Annotated in this window: 15 protein-coding genes and 4 tRNA genes; 9 read left to right on the top strand and 10 right to left on the bottom strand. The window is 43.4% G+C overall.

The features are described 5' to 3' along the window. The first annotated feature begins 34 nt into the window (after positions 1–34). From KFE98_05335 to KFE98_05320, 4 genes are all read left to right on the top strand, one after another. Positions 35–2473, top strand: a complete 2439-nt coding sequence (locus tag KFE98_05335) for a DUF2339 domain-containing protein (GenBank protein ID UTW63574.1) — start codon at positions 35–37, stop codon at positions 2471–2473. Beyond that, a complete protein-coding gene (locus KFE98_05330; protein ID UTW63573.1) occupies positions 2466–3692 on the top strand; it encodes a DUF3999 family protein in 1227 nt (408 codons plus the stop codon). The genes KFE98_05335 and KFE98_05330 overlap by 8 nt, the downstream gene beginning before the upstream one ends. Before the next feature lie 176 nt (positions 3693–3868). Next, positions 3869–4267 carry a hypothetical protein gene (locus KFE98_05325; protein ID UTW63572.1) on the top strand — a complete coding sequence of 133 codons (399 nt, stop codon included), beginning with the start codon at positions 3869–3871 and terminating at the stop codon, positions 4265–4267. 639 nt (positions 4268–4906) lie between these two features. After that, a tRNA-Tyr gene (locus KFE98_05320) sits at positions 4907–4989 on the top strand. 485 nt (positions 4990–5474) lie between these two features. Here KFE98_05320 and KFE98_05315 read toward each other — a convergent pair. Continuing rightward, positions 5475–5897 carry a hypothetical protein gene (locus KFE98_05315; protein UTW63571.1) on the bottom strand — a complete coding sequence of 141 codons (423 nt, stop codon included), beginning with the start codon at positions 5895–5897 and terminating at the stop codon, positions 5475–5477. 388 nt (positions 5898–6285) lie between these two features. Here KFE98_05315 and KFE98_05310 point away from each other — a divergent pair, with 388 nt between their 5' ends. Beyond that, complete coding sequence (locus tag KFE98_05310; GenBank protein ID UTW63570.1) at positions 6286–9777, top strand: response regulator; 3492 nt, start codon at positions 6286–6288, stop codon at positions 9775–9777. A gap of 139 nt (positions 9778–9916) precedes the next feature. Then, the gene (locus tag KFE98_05305; protein ID UTW63569.1) at positions 9917–10816 is read left to right on the top strand and encodes a toxin-antitoxin system YwqK family antitoxin; all 900 of its coding nucleotides are present in this window, start codon (positions 9917–9919) and stop codon (positions 10814–10816) included. 49 nt (positions 10817–10865) lie between these two features. On the opposite strand, the gene KFE98_05300 is transcribed toward KFE98_05305, so the two are convergent. Both KFE98_05300 and KFE98_05295 read right to left on the bottom strand, forming a co-directional pair. Further along, positions 10866–12026 (bottom strand): RtcB family protein, encoded by a 1161-nt coding sequence (locus tag KFE98_05300; GenBank protein UTW63568.1) that lies wholly within the window; start codon positions 12024–12026, stop codon positions 10866–10868. 116 nt (positions 12027–12142) lie between these two features. Next, the gene (locus KFE98_05295) at positions 12143–13234 is read right to left on the bottom strand and encodes a slipin family protein (protein ID UTW63567.1); all 1092 of its coding nucleotides are present in this window, start codon (positions 13232–13234) and stop codon (positions 12143–12145) included. Between the two features lie 1126 nt (positions 13235–14360). On the opposite strand from KFE98_05295, the gene KFE98_05290 reads away from it, so the two are divergent. Continuing rightward, entirely contained in the window at positions 14361–15047 is a 687-nt protein-coding gene (locus KFE98_05290) for a hypothetical protein (GenBank protein ID UTW63566.1), read from the top strand. 64 nt (positions 15048–15111) lie between these two features. Here KFE98_05290 and KFE98_05285 read toward each other — a convergent pair. Further along, positions 15112–15183, bottom strand: a tRNA-Asp gene (locus tag KFE98_05285). 329 nt (positions 15184–15512) lie between these two features. Then, positions 15513–15584 (bottom strand) — tRNA-Phe (locus KFE98_05280). A 206-nt stretch (positions 15585–15790) separates the two neighbouring features. Between KFE98_05280 and KFE98_05275 the strand changes: the two genes are divergently transcribed. After that, a complete protein-coding gene (locus tag KFE98_05275) occupies positions 15791–17524 on the top strand; it encodes a WYL domain-containing protein (GenBank protein UTW63565.1) in 1734 nt (577 codons plus the stop codon). A gap of 36 nt (positions 17525–17560) precedes the next feature. Next, positions 17561–17632 (top strand) — tRNA-Arg (locus KFE98_05270). Positions 17633–17781: 149 nt separating this feature from the next. Here the strand turns inward: KFE98_05270 and KFE98_05265 are convergent. The 5 genes from KFE98_05265 to KFE98_05245 form a co-directional block, all read right to left on the bottom strand. Then, positions 17782–18621, bottom strand: a complete 840-nt coding sequence (locus KFE98_05265; protein ID UTW63564.1) for a T9SS type A sorting domain-containing protein — start codon at positions 18619–18621, stop codon at positions 17782–17784. A gap of 105 nt (positions 18622–18726) precedes the next feature. Beyond that, entirely contained in the window at positions 18727–19716 is a 990-nt protein-coding gene (locus KFE98_05260) for an NAD(P)-dependent alcohol dehydrogenase (GenBank protein ID UTW63563.1), read from the bottom strand. Position 19717: 1 nt separating this feature from the next. Beyond that, a complete protein-coding gene (locus tag KFE98_05255) occupies positions 19718–19954 on the bottom strand; it encodes a MoaD/ThiS family protein (GenBank protein ID UTW63562.1) in 237 nt (78 codons plus the stop codon). Then, a complete protein-coding gene (locus KFE98_05250; protein ID UTW63561.1) occupies positions 19951–20535 on the bottom strand; it encodes a molybdenum cofactor guanylyltransferase in 585 nt (194 codons plus the stop codon). The genes KFE98_05255 and KFE98_05250 overlap by 4 nt, the downstream gene beginning before the upstream one ends. A 33-nt stretch (positions 20536–20568) precedes the next feature. Continuing rightward, positions 20569–21753 carry a molybdopterin molybdotransferase MoeA gene (locus KFE98_05245; GenBank protein ID UTW63560.1) on the bottom strand — a complete coding sequence of 395 codons (1185 nt, stop codon included), beginning with the start codon at positions 21751–21753 and terminating at the stop codon, positions 20569–20571. Between the last annotated feature and the right edge of the window lies 1 nt (position 21754).

The raw sequence follows: 21754 nt of genomic DNA, 5'->3' as shown, positions 1-21754 counted from the left end.
ACCAATGGTGCTAACGACCTAAAATCAAAGGCCTATGGCAGATAATCCAAACCGCATAGAAGAGCTACGGAAAAAGCTGGATGCTCTTCTCCGTCAACAAGCCGAATTTTCCCAATCGGTGGAAGAAATCAAACGGGAATTAGATCGTTTGCAATGGGCAGAACCTGAACCTGCTGAAACGGTGGATCCCGATCTTAAATCGGATGCTGAGCCGGTAGAAACTCCTATAGAAGACCCCGCAGAAGAACCTACTCAAGAAGAGAAATCGGAGACTTGGGAAAAAGAGCCCGAACCTGTTCCTCTTCTGAATTTGGATGGCGAAAAGGGAATGTCGGATTGGAAAGTGGGTAAGCGTCCAATGGATGATCAGGCCGAGGCCCCAAAAACGGAGCCCGTAAAAGCCAAAAGGTCTAACCTCGAGAAGTTTGTAGGTGAGAACCTCATCAACAAAATTGGAATTGTGATTACCGTAATCGGTGTGGCAATCGGAGTTAAGTATTCCATTGATCACGACCTTATTAATCCTCTTACCCGGGTTATTATGGCCTTTTTCGTGGGTATTGGTTTGATTGGAGTGGGTTTTAAACTCAAGAATAAGTACCACAATTACAGTGCTGTATTGGTCAGTGGTGCCATGGCAATCATCTATTTTGATACCTATGCCGCCTACGATTTTTATGACTTTATACCGCGAATGCTGGCCTTTGCGCTCATGGTGATATACACTGGGTTTACGGTATTTACAGCGATACATTACAACCGGCAGATTATTGCGCACATTGGCCTGGTTGGGGCCTACGCTGTTCCCTTCCTATTGAGCAATAACTCAGGGCAGGTCGAGATTCTGTTTACCTATATGGCGTTGATTAATGCCGGTATTCTGGTCATAGCTATACGGCGATACTGGAAAGCTTTGTATGTGGTGGCTTTCGTGCTCACGTGGTTGATTTATTCCAGTTGGGCAGTAATCGAAATGCGTTCGGGTCAAGATTGGATTGCCCTCGTTTTTGGCTTTGTCTTCTTTGCCATTTTCTACGCTACATTTTTGGGTTACAAGCTGCTTAAGAAGGAAAAATTTCAGTACTCGGATATTGCTTGGGTATCGGTCAATTCCTTCTTGTTCTTTGGTTTCGGCTACATGGTATTGGATGATCATTCATCCAGTAGACCCTATTTGGGCTTGTTTACCTTGTTGAATGGGGTTATTCACTTCGTTGTGGCCTGGATCATATATCGCCGCAAGCAGGGAGATCGAAACCTGTTTTACATGATCACTGGAATGGTTTTGCTATTCCTTACCTTGGCTATACCGGTTCAGTTGGATGGAAATTGGGTGACCCTGCTCTGGATTGGTCAGGCAAGTCTATTGTTTACCCTCGGTCGGAAAAGAAAGATTCCTTTTTACGAGGGAATATCCTACTTGTTAATGATGCTTGCATTTGCCAGTCTACTCGAGGATTGGGGATCGACTTACATTGACATTGTAAGGCAGAAAGATGCCGAATTCTTCATGCCGGTTTTCAATGTGCAAATGCTGAGTTCGCTGCTATTTGTTGGCTGTCTGGCTTGGATTAACAGGGTGCATTTGTCCAAACACGTGGCGCCTTCAGCCTTTAAGGATATCACCTTGAAATCCTTGTTGAGTTATGGCTTACCCGGTGCTCTGGTGATTACTCTTTTTGCCTCTTTCTTCTTGGAGATTGGTTATTTCTTTGATCGCCTCTATTGGACCACTTCGGTAGAAAATCCATTGTGGCCCGACAGCCCCATTCGCTACCTTGGGGATGAAGATATTCGAGGTTTCAAATCTCTTTGGTTGCTTCACTACTCCTTGATTTTTGCCTCTATTTTTACTTGGGTCAATTTGCGTTGGTACAAGAAAATGGATCTCGGAATGGTCAACGTAATCATCAATGGATTTTTGCTTTTACTCTTCCTAACCACTGGCCTTTATGAACTGAGCGAGTTGCGGGAAAGTTACTTGAGACCTGCTGCTGATAGCAATTTCATTCACGGTCCTGAAAACATGATGTTGCGTTACTTGAGCATTGTTCTTATTGCGGGTATGCTGTGGATCACGCACCGCTTACTTAAGCAGCCTTACATGAAACTTCGTATGGATCAGGCCCTGGAAATAGTTGTTCATGGGACCATTCTTTGGGTATTGAGCAGTGAATTGCTAACCTGGATGGATGTTGGCGGAGTGGCACATAATTACAAATTAGGCCTAAGCATTCTTTCCGGTTGTTACTCAGCGCTTTTGGTAGGATTTGGAATTTGGAAAAAGAAACGCCATCTCAGAATTGCTGCCATGGTGTGGTTTGCTGTTATCCTTATCAAATTGGTGTTTTACGATATTGCTCACCTCAACACGCTGGCAAAAACCGTCGTATTTGTGTCCCTTGGGATTCTGCTCTTAATTATGTCTTTCCTTTACAACAAGTACAAACAAATCATTTTTCCCGATGAATAAGACCGTTATTGCATCGCTCATAGGTGTATTGTGGATTGGCTTGACGCATGCTCAAATGGAGAAGTATACCTACAAAAGAGCCTTGGCCAATCTGGATAAGGGGTGGAATGAAGTGGAGCTGCCTCCCGAAATTTTCAAGAACCTAAACTCCCATTGGAGCGACATCCGGATTTATGGAATTAATGCAGCTGGAGATACAGTAGAAGCTCCGTACTTATTTAGGGAGAAGAAAGAGGAAGGGAAATTAGATCGGATCAGCTTTAAAGAGTTGAATGCCACAACTCGGGAGGGCAGTCAATACCTCACCTTGTCCATGCCCGATTCGTTGGAAGTAAATCAGCTTCAGTTAAATCTATCCGAAAACAACTTCGATGCTCGTGTAGATGTAGAAGGAAGTCAGGACCAGAAGGAATGGTACTCCATTGTTCAGGATCAACGCATCCTGGCTATTCAGAATGATCAAACCCGATACCGGTATACCACGCTGAAATTTCCGACTGCCAAGTATCGTTTTTTGCGGTTGAGAATTCAGGGAATGAAGCCAACTGAGGTCCGGGTAGAGGCTTTTAAGGCTGGATCGGAATCTGGGAAATACTGGAATTTTGAACCCCAATCCATTACATCCAGTTCGGCTGAAGGAAAAAGGAGTCTACTGGAATTTGATTTGGACGAAGAGTACCCCATATCATTTATTCAATTAGGGGCTTACGAAGATTACGACTTTCACAGAAAGGTTACCATTAAGTGTTTGAGAGATAGCATTAAGACAGAGAAGGGGTGGAAATATCGTTATAGAAATTTAACGGCAGGTGTCCTTAGTTCACTGGAAGAAAACCGCTACGAATTTCCCATGCAGGTAACAGGTCGCGTACAAGTATTGGTTGAAAATAGGGACAATGCGCCTCTTACACTTCAGGTAAAAAGGGTAGGTTCTCATGTCAATACCTTGATTACCCGAATCGATCAACCTGCCGATTACTTTTTGGTTTATGGCTGGTCCAAAGCTTCCAGCCCCAGTTACGACATCGCTCATTTTTCAGATACGGTGAGTGAGGTAAAGGAGCAAATTGGTGTAGGAGAAGAACAGGTGCAGCCTAAAGAAGAAAAGGAACAATTGAACCCCTTAATAACCGATCAAAAATGGTTGTGGGCTGTTATGATTCTGGTCATCTTAATTCTGGGCGGACTAACGCTGAAGATGATTCAAAATCCCAAATAACCAAGGGTAGAATTTTCGCTTAACTCCTGACTTTTCCGAGCTCAACTTATAAGTAAATAAGCCTATTCTTAGTAGAAATGATGGTTTTTGAAAATGGTCATTTCTGCCCTTTTCGATAGTTCAGAGTCGCTATACGTTTACGGTGTTATTTTTTATTCACTCAAACCCTTAAACGTATGAAAAATGTAAGTGCATTATTAGATGATTACCGAAACAAGGTAAAAGAAGAGCTCAATGCGAACAGCAATCCTATTGCCAAAATCGAAAATTTCGACGTAGACTTTGCCGATGGACAGCTTTACGCATCTGCCGAATGCCAAATTCTGGATAATGACTACAGCATTGTCTACAGCGCGATTTTTGCCTACCCAACTGATCAACAGGAAGATGCCCTTATCGCTACAGGAGCAGCTACCGAACCGCAATGTACAGACAGCGTTATTGGTGTCGACGGAGTGGTGCCAGACTCCTATAATGGTCAAAAATGGTCTGTTACCTGCGTGTTTTTTATTCCTAAGTCAGATGACTGGTTTTATTCCATTTCAATGACTCAGGATATTCTTATTTCTGATTAACAGAAAACGCTATCGATCATCAAAGGCTCGGGCAATGATTTGTTCGGGCTTTTTTTATGCTGAATTACCAAGAAAAGGTTCTGGCGAAATAGGTATTTATTGGAAATTGACCATTTCTGAAAAGTCTGAATAGAGTAGGATCGAAACTAATTCGAATAATTATGAAGCGGCTTGATCGTGCCGTAAAATCGGGTGGATAGAATCATAAAGTTATAGCCTCTTGATATTGGTGGTGATGGTGTTTTAACGGTAGGCTAAAAAAGGAAAACCGACAAACATCCAAACTAAGGATGCAGTCTTTTTGCGCAATAAAAAGGGGCTTATAAAAATGCTTTTCTGTAGCACCAAATGCCCTTTTCGATTCATTAGAAATTCAAGAAATTATTTGGTTTTCAGGAATTCTTTACAAGATATTTGCAGCGGAATTGAAAGTTCCTAAAAAGAGTTAAAGTGAAATTAAGTAGTCAAATAGCACAAGTTCTTCCGGATTTCCACGGCGAGCAATCAGGCATCTGCATGATAGACCTGGCCGCAGGATATTACCCGAACACTGGACCATGATGTAATTTGATTTTTCCATAAAACAAATGAAAACCCTGGTCCAAGAATATTAGACCGGGGTTTTTTTATGCCTTAAAACGGGGTGCGCCGGAGTTGGAGAGCCGGGCCAGACTGTAAATCTGGTGCTGATAGCTGAGAAGGTTCGAATCCTTCCACCCCGACAAAAAAAGTGAACCTGAGTTTCGAGATGGATAGGTACAATACCTCAAATCTCGAACTCGAATCTGATAGAAGAATAAAATATGACAGAAGACTTTAGAAGATATTCAAATTCCCAGGACTGACAGGTCGCGAAACCCGCACCGTTAGTCAGACACGGGTGGGTGAAATAGTGTCCAGGAGCTTATGGCTCTGGTTCAGGGGACGGAATTTGGAATGTTTTTAGGTAAGTCTAACTGGTTAATTGAATGATAATGGAACACTTTTTAAGGTGAATGGATATACCCGAAATTGGGTTCGAAGAGGTACAAAAAATCCTCACCGTAGAATCTACGGCAAGGATTCTTATTTAACGATGTTATGACCTCTTCCTAAATTGGGATAATCGATAAATAGTGGAGTGGCTAAAGCTCTAATCGGTATTTCCTTTTAGGACTCTACCCTAAGTCAGAATGGTGAGACCTCGCTATAACGGTCTATGAAATTCTTAGTCAAAATCGATGTAAATAAAACCACCGGAGGAGTTACAGCTCCACTTTGCTTTTACGTTTGCGCCGCAACAGCCGTCATATCCGGAGTCATAGGTTTGAGTACCGAAAGTACAAGATGCACAGCTCCCAACACCAGATGGTGTGCCTATGAATAGGCTTACAGGCGTGCTACATATTGGAAACGAGGAGATTTGACCATCAACCCACTCGTATCCTGTTGGCGCAGTGGCCACTACTCCTTGAGTAGCCGGAATGGAATAGGTTGTAACGTAGGAAGGACCGTTGCAATTTCCTATAGGTACTGCGCGCAATCGAATCACATAGTCGCATTCGGTGGCGTTTTCGAGGGTTACTTCAGTTTGCGCAAAAACGCCCAGTGCGAGAATTGAAAATAATGTGCTAAGGATGAAATTTTTCATAAGATTTAGTTTTTGATTTATGATTAGAAACGAAGAAGAGGTCATCCGACTCCGTGAACACGCCCTAATAGTGGAGCTACCCTATTTTGATGTTCACGAGCCCTGATCCTGTTCCAAAAGAATCATTCTCTACCCAGTAAGAGTGCACTGAAATGTTCTAAAAATGTACCGTTTGGTTGAGGCCTGTAACGTTAGATTCAAATTTTGTAACATTAGGTTCTCATTGCCTGATTTCAGGAGAGGAGAAGCAAATTTTGCCGAGGAAAAGAGCAGGTTTTTTTATTTTCAGACCTCCAATTAACTAGATGAGGAGAATCCCATTTTTAGGTGATTGCAGGTTTCTGCATCACCTTTTTTACCCAGTGTTGACCTTAAATTTATCCGGAATATGTCGATCGTAAAACGCCTTGTTACAGTCCTGGCAATCCTGCTTTTTTCCCAATTCGCATCTGCACAATTCTTCAAACAAGCCCATGCCGATAGCTTAAAACAGGCTTTAGTTGGTCAAAGTGAGCAGGCTCGGGTTAATACCCTTCTAAACCTCGCTCAATGTTACCAGAACATTCAGGTAGATTCCTCACTCAGTTATGCTAATCGGGCAATGGAGGAATCACAGGAGATAGGTTTTGAATGGGGGGCTCATAAGGGTAGATTGATTCGGGTTTGGTGCTTGAATCAAATCAAAAATCCGATGGAATTGAAAGCAGAGCTTGCTGCCTTAGAGGAATGGTTTAGCCAGGCTGGGTATAAAACCGATGCTATAAGGTGTCGACATTTAGACGTATCCATTTCCAGGCATTCTCAACCTGTTGATATAAGCAAAAGTCAGGTTGAGCAACTTATGGAGGATGCATTGCATACCCGGGATTGGCAAATTATCGGATCGGTGCGTCTATTAAAATTCGTGATTCATAACATGGATATGGACGGTGAAGACCGATTGGAATTACTGGATTCCTGTATGAACGATTATTCCAAGTGCCAGGATTCCTTGGGGATTGCTTACACAAGTAGTCTTAAAATTTCCTATTCCAGAATTTTCGAGCCCATTGAAATGAGGTTGCATTGGCTGTCAATCGTTAAATCCTGGGAATCCAGGCGTCTTGAAATTTCCATGTATAATCAGTTGGCTCGCTATTATTCGGCCATGAGACAAATAGATTCTGCCAAATACTACTTCGATCTTCAGAAAACAGAAACAGATCTCTATGGGAGTAATGTGCTAAGGTTAAGGTATTGGACACTCAAAGGATATTATGGCTACAAATTTTTTGATGAAATTGAGGAGTCCATCGAATTGTTGACCCGGGCCAATCAAACGGCTTTGCGATTAAATGAGCTTTATCAGGCTAATGCGATTTATCCTTGTTTAGGATGGATATATAAATCGCAAAAAGACTATCAAAAGGCTTTGGTGTGCTATCAAAAGGCCTTGGCCCTGGCTGAACAAATAGAAAACCATTACTCTACTGCCGTAGCCCAAAAATCCTTGGCAAGTCTTTATGTAGTAACCGGGGATTACGTTCGAGCCGAGTCGTTGTATAGGCAAAGCATCGATTTTGCTCAAACGGAACTTTCCGAGGTACTGAAGAAGCAATTTCTTTATTCGTCCTACATCGGGTTAGCGGAATTGTATCGGGAGCAAAAAAAGTATGATCAGGCATTGGCTTTTTTGGACAGTACCGCCACGGCTTATAAAGGGGGTATAGACAGAATAGTTAATCTGAGCATTCTTGAAATGGCCATTAATGTGGATGCCGGGTATCTGAAGCAGGCGGAGGAAGTTAGGGATAGGGTCATTTCGTTAAATCAGGAAGGCTACGGCAAAGTCTATCCTTCTGATTTTTACTTTCAAACCGGAAGGCTACGGGCTCAACAGAGTAGATGGACCGAAGCGATTGAGGCTCTCGAGCACTACTTGGAAGAAACCGAGGATGTGGCAACCAGTAAAACCCTCCAGGAAGCCTACGATTTATTAGCCAAATCCTACGAGCAAAAAGGAAACTTCAAAAAAGCCCTGGTTTATCATAAGGCCTTTAAAACCTCCACAGATAGTATTCACCGGGCACAGTCTCTGGAAAACCTGACCCATTTACAGCGAGAAATGGAGTTGGCAGAAAGTGAGACTAAGCTCGAACAGGCTATCCACCAAAAAGAGGTACAGGAGCTACTACTTAGTCAAAAGCAAAAAGAGTTACAATTAACCCGTTTATACATTATCATCCTGGTGATTCTTCTGGTCTTCTGGGGAATTTGGTTTTACCAACGTTTCCAGATGAAAAAGAAACGCCTTCAATTGCGGGCCCAAGCCGAGAAACTGGAAGTAGATAAAAAGGCATCCTTGGCCAAAAATCAACTCGATTTGGCTGAGGCCAAGGAAGAACTCTTTGCCAATATTTCCCATGAATTCAGGACACCTTTAACCCTTATTCAAGCACCGGCCAAGCAACTAATGCGTAAGGCCGAACAAAACGATTTGGGCCTGTTTCGTTCCATTCTCCGAAATACGGATTACCTATTGACCATGGTGGACGAAATCCTTGAATTGAGCCGATCGAGTTCAAGTAAGAAGAAGCCAACTTTAGTCTCCTTTTCCCTGGATGACTTTATGGCTTATTTGAAGGCGGACTTTTCTCTCTTGTTTAACCAAAAGGGAATTCATTTTGATCTGGTTCTATCGGATAGGCATGTTTATGTGGAAACGGATCGAAACCACTTGAATATTGCCTTAAATAACCTGCTCAAAAATGCCTGGCATCACTGCCCTGAGCAGGGTGAGGTGTATTGCCGGGTTCGGGTTGATGATGCTGAGCAGAAGTTGTTGATCGAGGTAGAAAACATCGGGAAAGGATTGGATGAAAATATTCAGAGAGATATTTTCAAAAGGCACTTTAGAGAGGATTCCGATTTGTACACGGGAAGTGGATTAGGCCTAAGCATTTGCAAGGAAATTGTAGACATTCACGGAGGACGCATTCAAGTAGATAATCAGGCCGAAAACCGAGTGCGGTTTTCTATTCAATGGCCCATGCAAATTTCCAGAAACAAGGTTGCCGACAAAGTAGTGCCCATTGAAAAGAGTTCAGGGCCATCAACTATTCGGATCCTTCCCGAAAAGTCTGGTAAAAAGATTCTTATTGTAGAAGACAATTTCGAATTGCAGATGCTCCTAAAGGAATTGTTGGCTGGTCATTTCGATCTCAGTTTTGCCCGGGATGGAGAGGAGGGCGAAGGAATAGCCATTCAGGAACAACCGGACCTGATTGTGAGTGATATCATGATGCCCGTGAAGGATGGATTTGAGTTGCTGAAATCGCTTAAGGGTAAAAGAGAAACCAGTCATATTCCCGTGGTTTTGCTCACCGCTCGGGCTGACAAAACGAGTAGGTTGGCCGGATTGAATCAGGATGCGGATGACTATATCTCCAAACCCTTTGATCCGGATGAATTACTGGCGAGTATCCATAATTTGCTCCGAAACCGGGAGCGACTTCATCAGCTATTTAAGGAGAATCCCTTCAGGCCCGTTAAGTCGGAGCATTGGTCGCAACTGGATCAGGAGTTTTTAGATCAAGCTAAATCCATTGTTGAGCGATACCACATCAATAAAGACTTTGGCGTTGAAGCTTTTTGTCGGGAATTGGCCTTGAGTCGAAGCAATGTTCATGGGAAAATGAAATCTCTTCTTGGATTGACCGCCTCCGAATTTATCAGAGAAGTGAGGTTAACCCGAGCGGCCGATGCCCTTCTTTCCACCAGCGATACCATTGATCAGGTGGTAATCGGTTCAGGTTTTGGAAACCGACAAAAATTTTACCGATCATTTAAGCAAAAGTTTGGAGTAACTCCGGTTGAGTTTAGGAGGCGGAGAAGAGCTTGATTGGGAATTGAAAATTCATGACCGATGTTCGATGAAACTGGAAAAGTTTAGATGATGGAATAAGAGTTTCACTCGAAGAATGTTTGGTATGCTTTAATTTTAAGCCTTGTTTAATCCAGCCATGTCTATAAGCCAAATTTTGAAATCCATTCTGGGTGTGTTGTTTGTTACTCTCTGCTTTGTTCGATGCGATGAAGATTCTATCAATGATCCCGAAAAAAGGAATGAAAACTGGTGCTGGTTTATTGATATGAATACGGGCAAGGGAAGTTGGGTTCCATTCGGAGATAAACAGACTGTGGAATCTGGACGCTATGTCTATTTCTACTCGAATGGTTTTATTCGCTGCAAAGGACGAACTGAGAATTACCTGGATGTAGATACAATCTATCATTTTGATCTCAAGGGAAATTACACCCACTTTGACGTACTATATGGTGATTCCACAGATCGGCATTATGTTGAGGATGGTCCGTTTCAGTCTTATTATTCAACCACCGAGGTGGAGTATTCAGGCACTATTAAAGATCGAGAGAGAATTGGAACTTGGAAAAGATACGATCGTTCTGGTCACTGCCATCGGATCATTCGAATCTCAGGTGATACACTCCAATTTACCGAATTGTATGTTAATGGGAACATAGATAGAGTGTGGTCTGAGTTAAATAATATTCCTCATGGCCCTTTTAAGATGTGGTATGAGGATGGAACTCTCAAAACCCATTATTCCTACGTAAATGGAGTGCCACATAGTGAATACAATTCCTGGTATCCTAATGGTAATAAAAAGAAACACGGAATTTATAGAAACGGGAAGGCTGAAGGAGTCTGGTATTTCTACTATGAAGATGGAACTCTCAAATCAGAAGATATGTTTCAAAACGATCTAAGAGAGGGCCCTGCAATAGGTTACTATTCAGAAGGTGGATATGTAAAGTATCACCATGTAGATGATAGAATAGAAGGTAAGGTCGAGTTCTTTGATGCTCAGGATAAATTAGAGAGAGTTGCTCATTATCGAAATGGAAAAGAGATATAACCCTAATCCAACTCTCAGCTTATTCAGAGAGCCAGATTAGGGTATTTCATTAACCTTTCAACACAGCCAGTGGGGTCAATTCCACCACCACCTCGGCCAAATCGGTCTGATTGCTCATCACTTCCTGAATGTCCTTGTAGGCACTGGTGGCTTCGTCCAAATCCTTCGGATGACGAATTCCATGTACCACACCCATTTCATTCAAGTGATTGATTTCCTCTTGAAGGTCCAGTTCACGAATGGCTTGTTTTCTACCCAGTTTTCGTCCTGCACCATGAGAACAGGAGGCAAAACTTTGTGGGTTGCCCAGTCCCCTTACAATGTAGGAGTGCGAGCCCTGAGATCCTGGAATCATTCCCAATTCACCTTTAAAGGCCCGGGTTGCTCCTTTTCGATGGACGAGTACATTTTGTTCAAAATGGTTTTCCCAGGCCGCAAAGTTGTGCGACTTATTAATGATTTCATCGGTTTCAAAGTCACCTTTCACTTCGGTCAATGCTTCCACCATTCGGGTCATCATAAGCTTTCGGTTGTTCAGGGCAAATTCAACGCAATACTTCATTTCCTTGAGGTAAAGCTTGGCTTCGGGAGTGCCAAGAGGAAGAAAGGCCAGGTCCTGATCCGTGGTTACTTGCGAATGGTATTGGGCATTGAGCTGCTTCGCTAATTTGTTGTAATGCTTAGCAACCTTCAAACCCAGGTTTCGGCTTCCCGAGTGAATCATGATCCAGATGTATCCATCACTTCCTTTTTGAATCTCGATAAAGTGATTTCCACCTCCCAGGCTACCCACTTGATAACGGGCTTTTTCAAAACCTTCCGATACCAATGGTAATTCTTCTGGCAGCTCAGGCATCCAATGATCTTCCTGAGGCTCATCATGCCAATTGAATCCCAATGGAATGAGTTTTCGGGCAATGCCAAGGGTAGATTTTAATTCCTTTTGACTGATTTCCTGTAAGTCAGTTCGTAGAGCGCACATTCCGCAACCAATGTCAACTCCTACGGCATTTGGAACAACCACAGATTGGGTGGCCAAAATGGAGCCGATCGGCATTCCATACCCGGTATGACTGTCCGGCATAAGCGGGATGTGTTTGAATGCAAAGGGTAAATTAGCCAGGTTTTTGGCTTGGTTCAAGGCGCTATCCTCTAAGTTTTCCAACCACATTTTGATTGGAAGTCTTTCTGTGCTGATTACTTGTTTCATAGTTATAGTGCTTGTGTTTAAAGGAGAGTTGAGGTCAGGCAGGAGAAGCAGGATTAAAAATTAATCCAAACCTCGCTTCTCGCCACCCGAGCCTCGCCTCTCAATTAGTTGGTTTATTAAGAGAACAACTCTCGCAGTTGGTCTACTACTTGGTTTCCTCCAGAAACAGATATGCTGTTGATCTTTTCCGCGATCTTTTCAACGTATTCCATTTCCTTCAGTTTGTACAGCATTTTGTTGTCCTCCATCAATTTGGCGGTGTTCAACAAACTTCGTGTAGAGGCTGTTTCTTCCCTTCGGGTGATGGTATTGGCTTGGGCCTTTTTTTGGGCCACCAGCACCTGATTCAGGATATCTTTAACCTCTCCGGGAAGGATGATGTCTCGGATTCCGCAGTCGGTTACTTCCACTCCCAACCGGTTGGGTTTGTCGGTCAGTTTGTTGAGGATGAAAGTAGAAGCAGAATCACGGTCGGCCAGCAATTCGTCGAGACTCAAGGTTCCGATGAATTCCCGAAGGGCCAATTGCATCAAGATGTAGAGTTGTTTCTCGTAATCTTTGTTGTCCATCAACGCCTTCACAGTGTCGATAACCCGGTATCGGGTGTAGAAGTTGATTCGAAGCGCAGCCTTGTCCCGAGTCAGAATTTCCTGACCGGAGATTTCGAGTTGTTGCTGTCGTTTATCCACTTTCAAAACCTCTACGGAAGTTTGATTTTTCCAGAAGTAGTGTGTCCCTTTTGCCAAGGTTCGCACCAATTTTCCATCTACAAACAGGAGGCCTTCCTCATGAGCAGACAGGGTGAAGCTTCGTACATAAGGGGTCATTGCTCCCAGAGAAAATAGATTTTGATCCACCTCGGCATCAATTTCTACTTCGCTCAAGTCAACCCGTACAAAATCCAATTTCAAAAGGCCTTTGAAGTAGAAATAGCGACCGGGTTTAAGGACACTATCGAAGTTTCCGTTCAGGTATTTCAATAGAATCTCCTGGTCCCTTACTTCCAGTACTTCTACCAAGCTGGCGAAATGCTCATCTCGAAGCATGATGCTAAGGTCCTTTTCAGACTTGTAGATTACCGCTTGATCATACAATCGCACCTTATCGGAAAATCCAACCCAGTGTACACCGGCTGTTAGGGTTTTGCGGTAATCTCCTTTTCGGGTGACTATACCCACCTTTCCTACATTTATTCGTACTTGTATCATGACGTATAGTTTTATAAAGCCTCGTGTTTTACGTCAACACACCAGGCTTTTGGTTAATAAAAATGGTTTCTTTTTTTAAAGAAATCAGCCGTGGGCAAAACCACCTTCATCGAGTGGGATCGTCATTGAGTTGGAGTTGAATTCAACAGTGACTTTATGCTGGAGATGACCTTGATGGAGCTCAAAGTCACCCGGAGAAAAAGTCAGTCCTAAAAACGCCTCCGACGGTATCCTGATTTTCCGGACTCCAATCGGGCTGTTCTTCATTCATTAGGCCAAGCAACCTCCTAAAAGGTCAGCTCAAACCCATGGACTTTAAACCGGTTTTACCTCGTACTGATTTCGGAGATCCGTTTTACAAGAGATCAGCTTTTACGTGGGGATGATTTTCAGTCATCGCTGGATTAAGAGTCCAGTGCTCTACCATTGAGCTAACACGCCATAACGTGCACGGGAATCGAACCCGCAACCCCTGAGTCTGTTGTTCTAACCTAACTGAACTAATTCCGGTTATCCGGAATAAGGGATTCGAACCCTTGACCTACAGAGTGGTAGTAAATATCCTAACCTGGAAACGGCATATAAATAGGTAGTCCTAATTACACCCCCGGGCTATACAGAAACCCTGGTCAGGTTTTCCAAGAGAGAATGATTTACTGTCTTCCGTGCCTCAGCACAATATTTTAAAAGAACGTTTTTTAATTTGATGAGACAAAGGTGAAATGGCAATACGCAGCCTAATTGCGTATCGATATTTTTTTTGAAAAATAGTTTGAGAGTTGCTGATAATCAGTGAAAAGCGGCCATGCTGATTGCCGCGAATCAATCTTTAGGCTCCATAAATGTAAACGCAGACATGATACGTATTATCGGTTTTTGTAGTCATTATTTATAATTATTGAAGTGGCTTTAGTTTTATGTGTGTTTGATTTAAATTGCTGGTTTATATGGTTTTGTAAGGTTTTTAACACCTCATGTTTAATTGTTTTGCTTAACAGTGCATTAACATTGCGTAAATGCTAAATTAACTTTGTTGGCGTGTCAGAAAATTGGCATTAGTCAAATTAATATGAATCCTTCCGCTTCACCTTGATCAAGTGAATTTGCGGTTCTAAAATCAAATACCATGAGTAGTTCTAAAAAGAAGACAAATTCAAAGAAGAAAAAGGAAGAAGCTAAAAAAGAGGAATTGAAAAAGAAGGCTCTGTTGAAGAAGAAAAAAGCCTTGGCCAAGAAGAAGGAAGAGAAGAAAGCGGAGCTCAAAAAGAAAAAGGCCTTGGCTAAAAAGAAAGCAGAAGCCAAAAAGAAGGCCGAGTTGAAAAAGAAAAAGGCACTTGCCAAGAAGAAGGCAGAAGCAAAAAGAAAAGCAGAGTTGAAAAAAGCGAAGGCCTTAGCGAAAAAGAAAGCTGAGCTAAAGAGGAAAAAGGCTTTGACGAAGAAAAAAGCAGAGGCGAAAAGAAAGGCCGAGTTAAAAGCGAAAAAAGCGCTGGCCAGGAAAGAGGCAGAAGCGAAGAAGAAAGCCAAATTGAAAAAGAAAAAAGCCGAAGCAAAAAAGAAGAAGGCTGAACTCAAGAAGAAAAAATCGGTCGCCAAAAAGAAGGCAGAGGCTAAGAAGAAAACGCTATCCAAGAAAAAGTCGGAAGCCAAAAAGCAAAAGCCTACTTCCAGGAAGAAAATCAAGAGCAGTAAATCCACAAAGGCCAAAAAGGTGGCATCAAGCAAGAAAAAGCCAGTCAAGAACCAAACTCCTTCCAAAAAGAAGATGAAGGTGGTGGCCAGAAAGAAAAAAAACACCCCAAGGAAAGCAGCCTAAAACGAACGAGAGGCGAGTTCGAAAAAAAGATCGTCCTCGCCTCTCAAACTCGTCCCTGAAATTGCGGTCCTTACGGGAATTGAACCCGTATCGCCTGATAGACAGTCAGGAAGGATAGCCATTACCCCAAAGGACCAGATCAAGAGAAAGCCTGTCCTCGACTCTCGTCCGACAGCAATCGGAGCTCGAGTCTGGAATCTCGACTCTCAAATTCAGATAAGATTGGTTTCAGCAGTCATCAGGACTTTTCCAAACTGTGGCTCCCGCTTGGTGTAAGAGCCGTGGACTTTAACCACTTCCTGATGCAAACTACCAACCACCAGCGCCAGTAGTGCTTCCACCGATCTTTCTCCGAATGTTGGAATTCCTTATCCGTTACATCTTGGGCGTCCCTTCGATATTCAGCAGATAAGAATTCCGTGGCCATTGCTTTACATTCCGAAGAATGGTTAGAATGGTCAGTTGTGGAGCGGAGAGGAATTGCACCCCTGACTCCCGGGCTTCAACCGGGCGCTTGACTAACTAAGCTACCGCTCCAAAATCAGATTTTGGTTGCACCTGAGGAGGTTGATTTGGATGGTTATGGTCGGCTTCCTCAAGCTGAAATCTGATTCTTATTGGTTGGGATTTATCCTCCCATGTGTTGGTTGTTTTTCAATTTCACGAAGCAAACGTATAGGGCTATTGCGCAATCTTTTTGCGTGGCAAAATCTTTTTTTTAATTTTCTCGAAAATTCCCAGAAATGCCCGTCAATAGAAATGCACTGATCCGATACAAAACCCTTGATAAGTGCCTACAAAACCGCTACCGAAAATGGACTCTTGATGATCTTATTGAGGCTTGTTCAGAAGCCTTATACGATTACGAGGGTATCGATAAAGGGGTGAGTAAAAGATCCGTTCAGGCTGATATCCAGATGATGAGGAGCGACAAGCTGGGTTACAATGCTCCCATTATAGTGGTGGATCGGAAGTATTATACCTACGAAGATCCCAATTACAGTATCACCAATATTCCGCTTACCGATCAGGATTTAAGTCACCTGAGTGAAGCGGTGGAGTTCATGAAGCAATTTCAGGGCTTCTCGCATTTCAGAGAATTGGACGGGATGGTCCAAAAGCTGGAGGATCATATTTATTCCCAAAAGACGAATACCCGACCGGTGATCGATTTTGAAAAGAATGAAGATCTAAAAGGACTTGAGCATCTCGACTTTCTTTACCAATCCATTATAAACAAGAAAGCCTTGCGGATAACCTACCAATCCTTCAAGGCCAGGCAGGCTAATTCTTTTGACTTTCATCCCTTTTTGCTCAAAGAGTACCGCAACCGATGGTTTTTGATGGGACGGAAAAAGAAGCAGGAGGACATCATGATCCTGGCCATTGACCGGATCGTAAAAATTGAGCATTCCGAAAAAAGGTACCGCGATTACCCGGGCTTTGATGCGCTCAGTTATTTTAAACATGCAATTGGAGTAACGGTTGCTGCCGGTAAAGATCCGGTGAAAGTGACCCTACTGGTTTCGCCGAAACACGCCCCTTACGTATTAACAAAGCCTTTGCATCCCTCCCAAAAAATGGTTAGTCGGGATTCGAACGGAGCGGTAATTTCCATGAAGGTGCAGCACAACTTTGAGTTGGAAAAAGAGATTTTGGCCTTTGGTGACGGAATGAAAGTAATCGCACCTGATAGTTTGAAGCAAAGCATTCGATATCGGTTGAAAGGAGCGGTGGATATGTACGATACCGAACTTTCGGAGAAGGGCTTGGTGAAGGCCAGAAAAAAATTGAAAAAGCAGGGTTATGCCAAGCTGAATCAATTGTACACCAGTCGGGAAATTCGGAAAATATTGGCGCTATTGGATCCCGTGATTGATCCGAACGGAAAAACATTCGCTTGTAGAAGGTTGTTGCAGGAGGTTCCTGATCTGTCCTCTGCTCTTCTTAATCAAAATATGCTACGCGTTATTCGTACCATTGATCCCAAGGCCTTTTTAACCAAGGCGATCTATTTTGACAAACCACCAAAAGCCAATTGGTATGTTACCTGGCATCAGGATGTTCCCATTAACGTCAACAAGAAAAAAGAGGTAAAAGACTTTACTTCCTGGACCGAAAAATCCGGTGTGATTAGCGTTTGCCCACCTTTAGAAATTAACCAACGTGGATTTACTATCCGAATTCACCTGGATGATACAGACGATAAAAATGGAGCCTTGAAAGTGGTTCCCGGATCTCACCAAAAAAGACTGACCGACGAGGAAATTCGATTGATCACTACCTTGTCCAATCCCTATACTGCCGAAGTTCCGGCTGGAGGGGTTATGTTGATGAAGCCTCTGCTGCTACATGCTTCCGCTGAATCCAAAACCGAGAAGAGAAGAAGGGTTATTCATCTGGAGTTTAATTCCCGCGAACTGCCTAAGAAATTGGACTGGGCGGAAAGACTAAACCTCGAATTTCCTATAGAATAGAACAAAAAATTGCACTAAACTTGCAAAATCTTTTCCGGCCTCATAGTACAATGGATAGTATGTGGGTTTCCGGAGCCCAAGATTCAGGTTCGATTCCTGATGAGGCTACTAAATCAGGTTCGAGTGCGAGAAGCGAGAAGCGAGGAGTACTTGAATCTGATTTTCTTCGTTTTCGTGCTCACACTCATTCTTAGTCTTTGCGGCTACATCTCTTCTCTTGATCCCACAATTTTTACCGCTTACTTTTTATAAAGCTTTTACCGTTTTATAAATCTCATGGTGGCGATATTGTTATCCGTCTTGATCGTAATGAAATATATTCCAGCAGGTTCCATAACGCTTCCATGGATTTGTTCAACGGATTTAAACCTTGCTTCGCTTACTTGCTTGCCTGCTATGTCAGTAATGATTAGGTGAACGTTGGATGTTGTTTCTCCAAGATCGATGGTAAATTTAGCCTGTGAGGGGTTGGGGAATAAGCGAATTTTTTGACCAAATTCATATTCAGTAACCGATGTTTCCAAGCTTTCAGATAACAGAGAGACGTTGTCGATGGCCACACCTCCGGTTTGAAAAGAGGGCATGGTTCCTTCAAATTCAAGGTAGCAACCGGGTTCGCTTTCCGAAACAATCAGGCTGTCTTCAAAGGTGAACCAGGTGTTGATGCTTGGTGATTGAACCGTCCAGCTTCTAAGCGTGTTGCCTGCGGCCGTTTTTATAGAAACCTTAGCGTCTACCTGGGCTAGTTCCGATCCATATTGAAAACTTAGTTTGATGCTGTGGTGGGCCTTAAGGTCAAAGGAATTGCTTTTGAGCACTCCGAGGCTTGAGTTGCCAGAGCAGGAGCCTACCAGATCGACATACCATCCCGTGCCGTCAGGCCAATTGTTGTTGGCCGACCAGGAATCATTTATTCCATCAATTTCATGGCTGGTTACTGTCCAGTCTGAAAGACCTGAATTGGTACAGAGTTTAAGGTTTCCGGTAAAAGTGTTGTTTTCAAAATCGCCATTACTCACCAATTGGATTTGGGAGTAGGAATTAATGCTGAAAAGTGCTAAAAAAAACACACATGAAAATGTTAGCTTGATGTTCATCTTGTTTGGTTTTGTAGATAAATGATTGGATTCTAATTCTATTGGTTTGGTGTAGAATCATGTTGATCCATTGGTTTACTGACAACGAAAATAGAAAAATTGACTTTACCCCTTTGATCTTGAGTCTAAAACTGAAATTACAATCTTGCCGGAGTGGAGCCCTTCTCCAAAGTATTGAATGGCCCAAGGAGTCTTTTCCAGGGGGTAAGGCCCGTCAACGATCGGTTTGATTTTACCGTCTTCAAACAATCGATTTATTTCATATAGGCCCTTATTGGGTTTTAGGGAGAGGATACTCAGCTTTTTGGATGATGTGCGATTTACGAGTGGTGAGGCAATGGCAAATTGCATCAGTCGATTAAGATGGCCTCCTACGGTTACATAATGCCCATTGGAGCTCAGGCTCCTCAAATAGGAGCGCGGAGGTCTACTGGTTTTGCAGTCCAGAATAAGGTCGTATTGTTTTCCACTTCGGGTAAAATCTTCTTTTTTGTAGTCGATCACGTTATCGAACCCGAGTGATTTCATCATCTCTAATTTGCCCCCAGTATCCACGCCGGTCACTTCCACATTTAAGGCTTTGGCCAGTTGCAATCCAAGGGTGCCAACTCCGCCGCCGCCTCCATTGATCAAAAGTTTTTGTCCTTTTTGCAGATTCCCAATTTCAAATAATCCTTGGTAGGCGAGCAGACCGGCATGAGGTAGGGTAGTGGCTTCCTCAAAAGACATCGCTGAAGGTTTGATTATCAGCGATTTTTCCGATAAGCAAATATATTCGGCCAGGGTGCCAAATCCATGATCAGACGTGTCTCCATACACCTCATCGCCTGGCTTAAATTGGGTGGTGCCCGGGCCCAGTTTTTCTACCGTTCCTGCAACCTCCATTCCAGGGATAGGATTTTTAGGCTTTGTGAGTCCAAATAGAAGCCGGTAGAGATGGGGTTTTCCTCTCGACATGCTCCAATCATAATCGTTGATGGCTGAGGCATGAACTCGGATCAAAACTTCTCCTTCCTTGGGTTCTGGAGTGGGGACATCTTGTAGACTGAGAACCTTTTCAGGTTCGCCATAAGCGGATTGGATTATAGCTTTCATGCTAACTCTGTGTGGGAGGAAATAGGGCGATTTCCGCATCCTGATCTACTACCCAATCTTCGGATACGAACTCATGGTTTACGGCTATTTGAAAGGCGGTTTCACCCAGCTGAGGGTAAAACGAAATCAGGGCATCTCGAATTCCTTGAACGGTGGTCGCTGCCGGAAGAGGGCGGATTTCTTCCTTCTTTTTCATGAGGTCCACAAAGGGGCCGTAGTACTTTATGGTCAGGGTCATTGCACCAGGTTTTCCTGCCAGTCGCTAAAGGCTTCCGGCGTGTTGAGGTTTATCAGGTGGCTTAGGGTTTCTGTGTTGGGTGTTATTTTTTCAGGATCGTTCTTTTCCACGAATGAAATCATTCGCCGCTGACCTGTATCAAGCAGGGTTTTTAGATGCGGAAGAAGGGAACGGTGATACCAACCTGGGAAAGGAAAAAGTCGATCTTCATTGGCGTAGCAAATAATCGATTTTCCACAAGGTCTATTCTCTAATAAGAGCTCTATATCGGTACCGGTAATGGCTGGCATGTCACAGGTCATAACCAGGTTCCAATCCGTTTGCGAATGAAGCAGACAAGAGTAGAGCCCCATTAACGGACCTTCGTTTTGATCTTGATCAGGAATTCTTGAGGTACCGCTGAGTTCATGTCGAGTATGGCTACTAGATACATACACCTCTTCGCAAAAAGGCTTGGCTAGGTTCAGTTGTCTTTCGAGAAGGGATTGACCTCCGTGGGTTAACGAAGCTTTGTCCTTTCCCATTCTTGAGCTTTTTCCCCCAGCAAGAATGATTCCGGTGTTCCACTCGTTGTGGCTCATACCCACAAATTTAACGAACGAAATCCGGAAAAACTACAAGGGAATCACCAAAACCTCATCTCCTGTATGGTATTGCTTTTCTTCAGTCGGAAGTTGCACCAGTGCATTGGCCTCTGCGAAGGAGTAGAGCATGGCCGAACTTTGCCCATCCAATAGGCTAACGGAACCATTTTGAATAGATGCTTTGAGCATTACGGCGCGGTCTCCTTTTTTGAAAAAATCTTGTTGCAGTGGAAGTTTTAGAAAAGATGGGTCGAAGTTTTTAGAGCCTCCGTGTTTTTCCAGTGAAGGTTTGAGGTAGCGGTAAAAACAGGTAAGAGCTGCTGCCGGATTTCCAGGTAAGGCAAATACCAGACAGCTTTCTTTCTTTCCAAAAAATAGAGGCTTGCCCGGCTTTTGACGCACTTTGTAAAATAAAGATTCTACGCCTAATTGCTCATTGGCTGTTTTTACGAAATCGTATTTCCCAACGGATATTCCTCCGGAGATGATCACATAGTCTGATTGATTGAGGGCAGCCTTCAAGGTCTTTAGCGTTTGTTCGAGGTCATCGCCTAATTTTTGTGCCTCGATTCGCCTAATTCCAAGTTGATTCAAGGCACCAATGAGCATACGGCAATTGGATTCGTAGATCTCTCCATGTTTAACCTCCTTTCCGGGCTCCACCAGTTCGTTTCCGGTAGAAAGTATGGTTATCTGAGGTTCGGTGTAGCAGGGAACCTGATCAATGCCGAGAGAAGATAGAAATCCAATGGTGGCTGGATTAATGTGCCATCCCCGGTCAAAAAGCTCTTTGCCCATTTCTACTTCTTTTCCCTTTCGCCTGATGTGGTTACCTTCTTTAAAGGGAGTGTTTTCCGCAAAGCTTACCGTATTTCCATCATTTTGGGTAAACTCTTGCATGACCACCGATGCGGTGTTTTCGGGTATTGGAGCTCCGGTGAAGATTCGAGCCACTTCACCCGGATTTAAGGTTCTTTTTTGAGTGTCACCTGCAGGTACTTCATACGCTATTTCAAAGGTAGCTCCAGCAGGATTTACATTCGGACCGAGGGCATAGCCGTCCACCGCTGAGTTGTCGAAAAGGGGTAGGTGTATGGGAGCCTCCAAAGTTCGGGTCAACCGTCGATGGAGCGATTCGGAAACCGAAATCAATTCTTCAGATGCCAGTTCGGTGTTGTTGATCACCCGCTGATAGGCTTCTTCAATGGAAATCATG

This window comes from bacterium SCSIO 12741, from assembly GCA_024398055.1.
Classification (GTDB): Bacteria; Bacteroidota; Bacteroidia; order Flavobacteriales_G; family Salibacteraceae; genus SCSIO-12741.
This window is presented reverse-complemented; position numbering and strand designations above follow the sequence as displayed.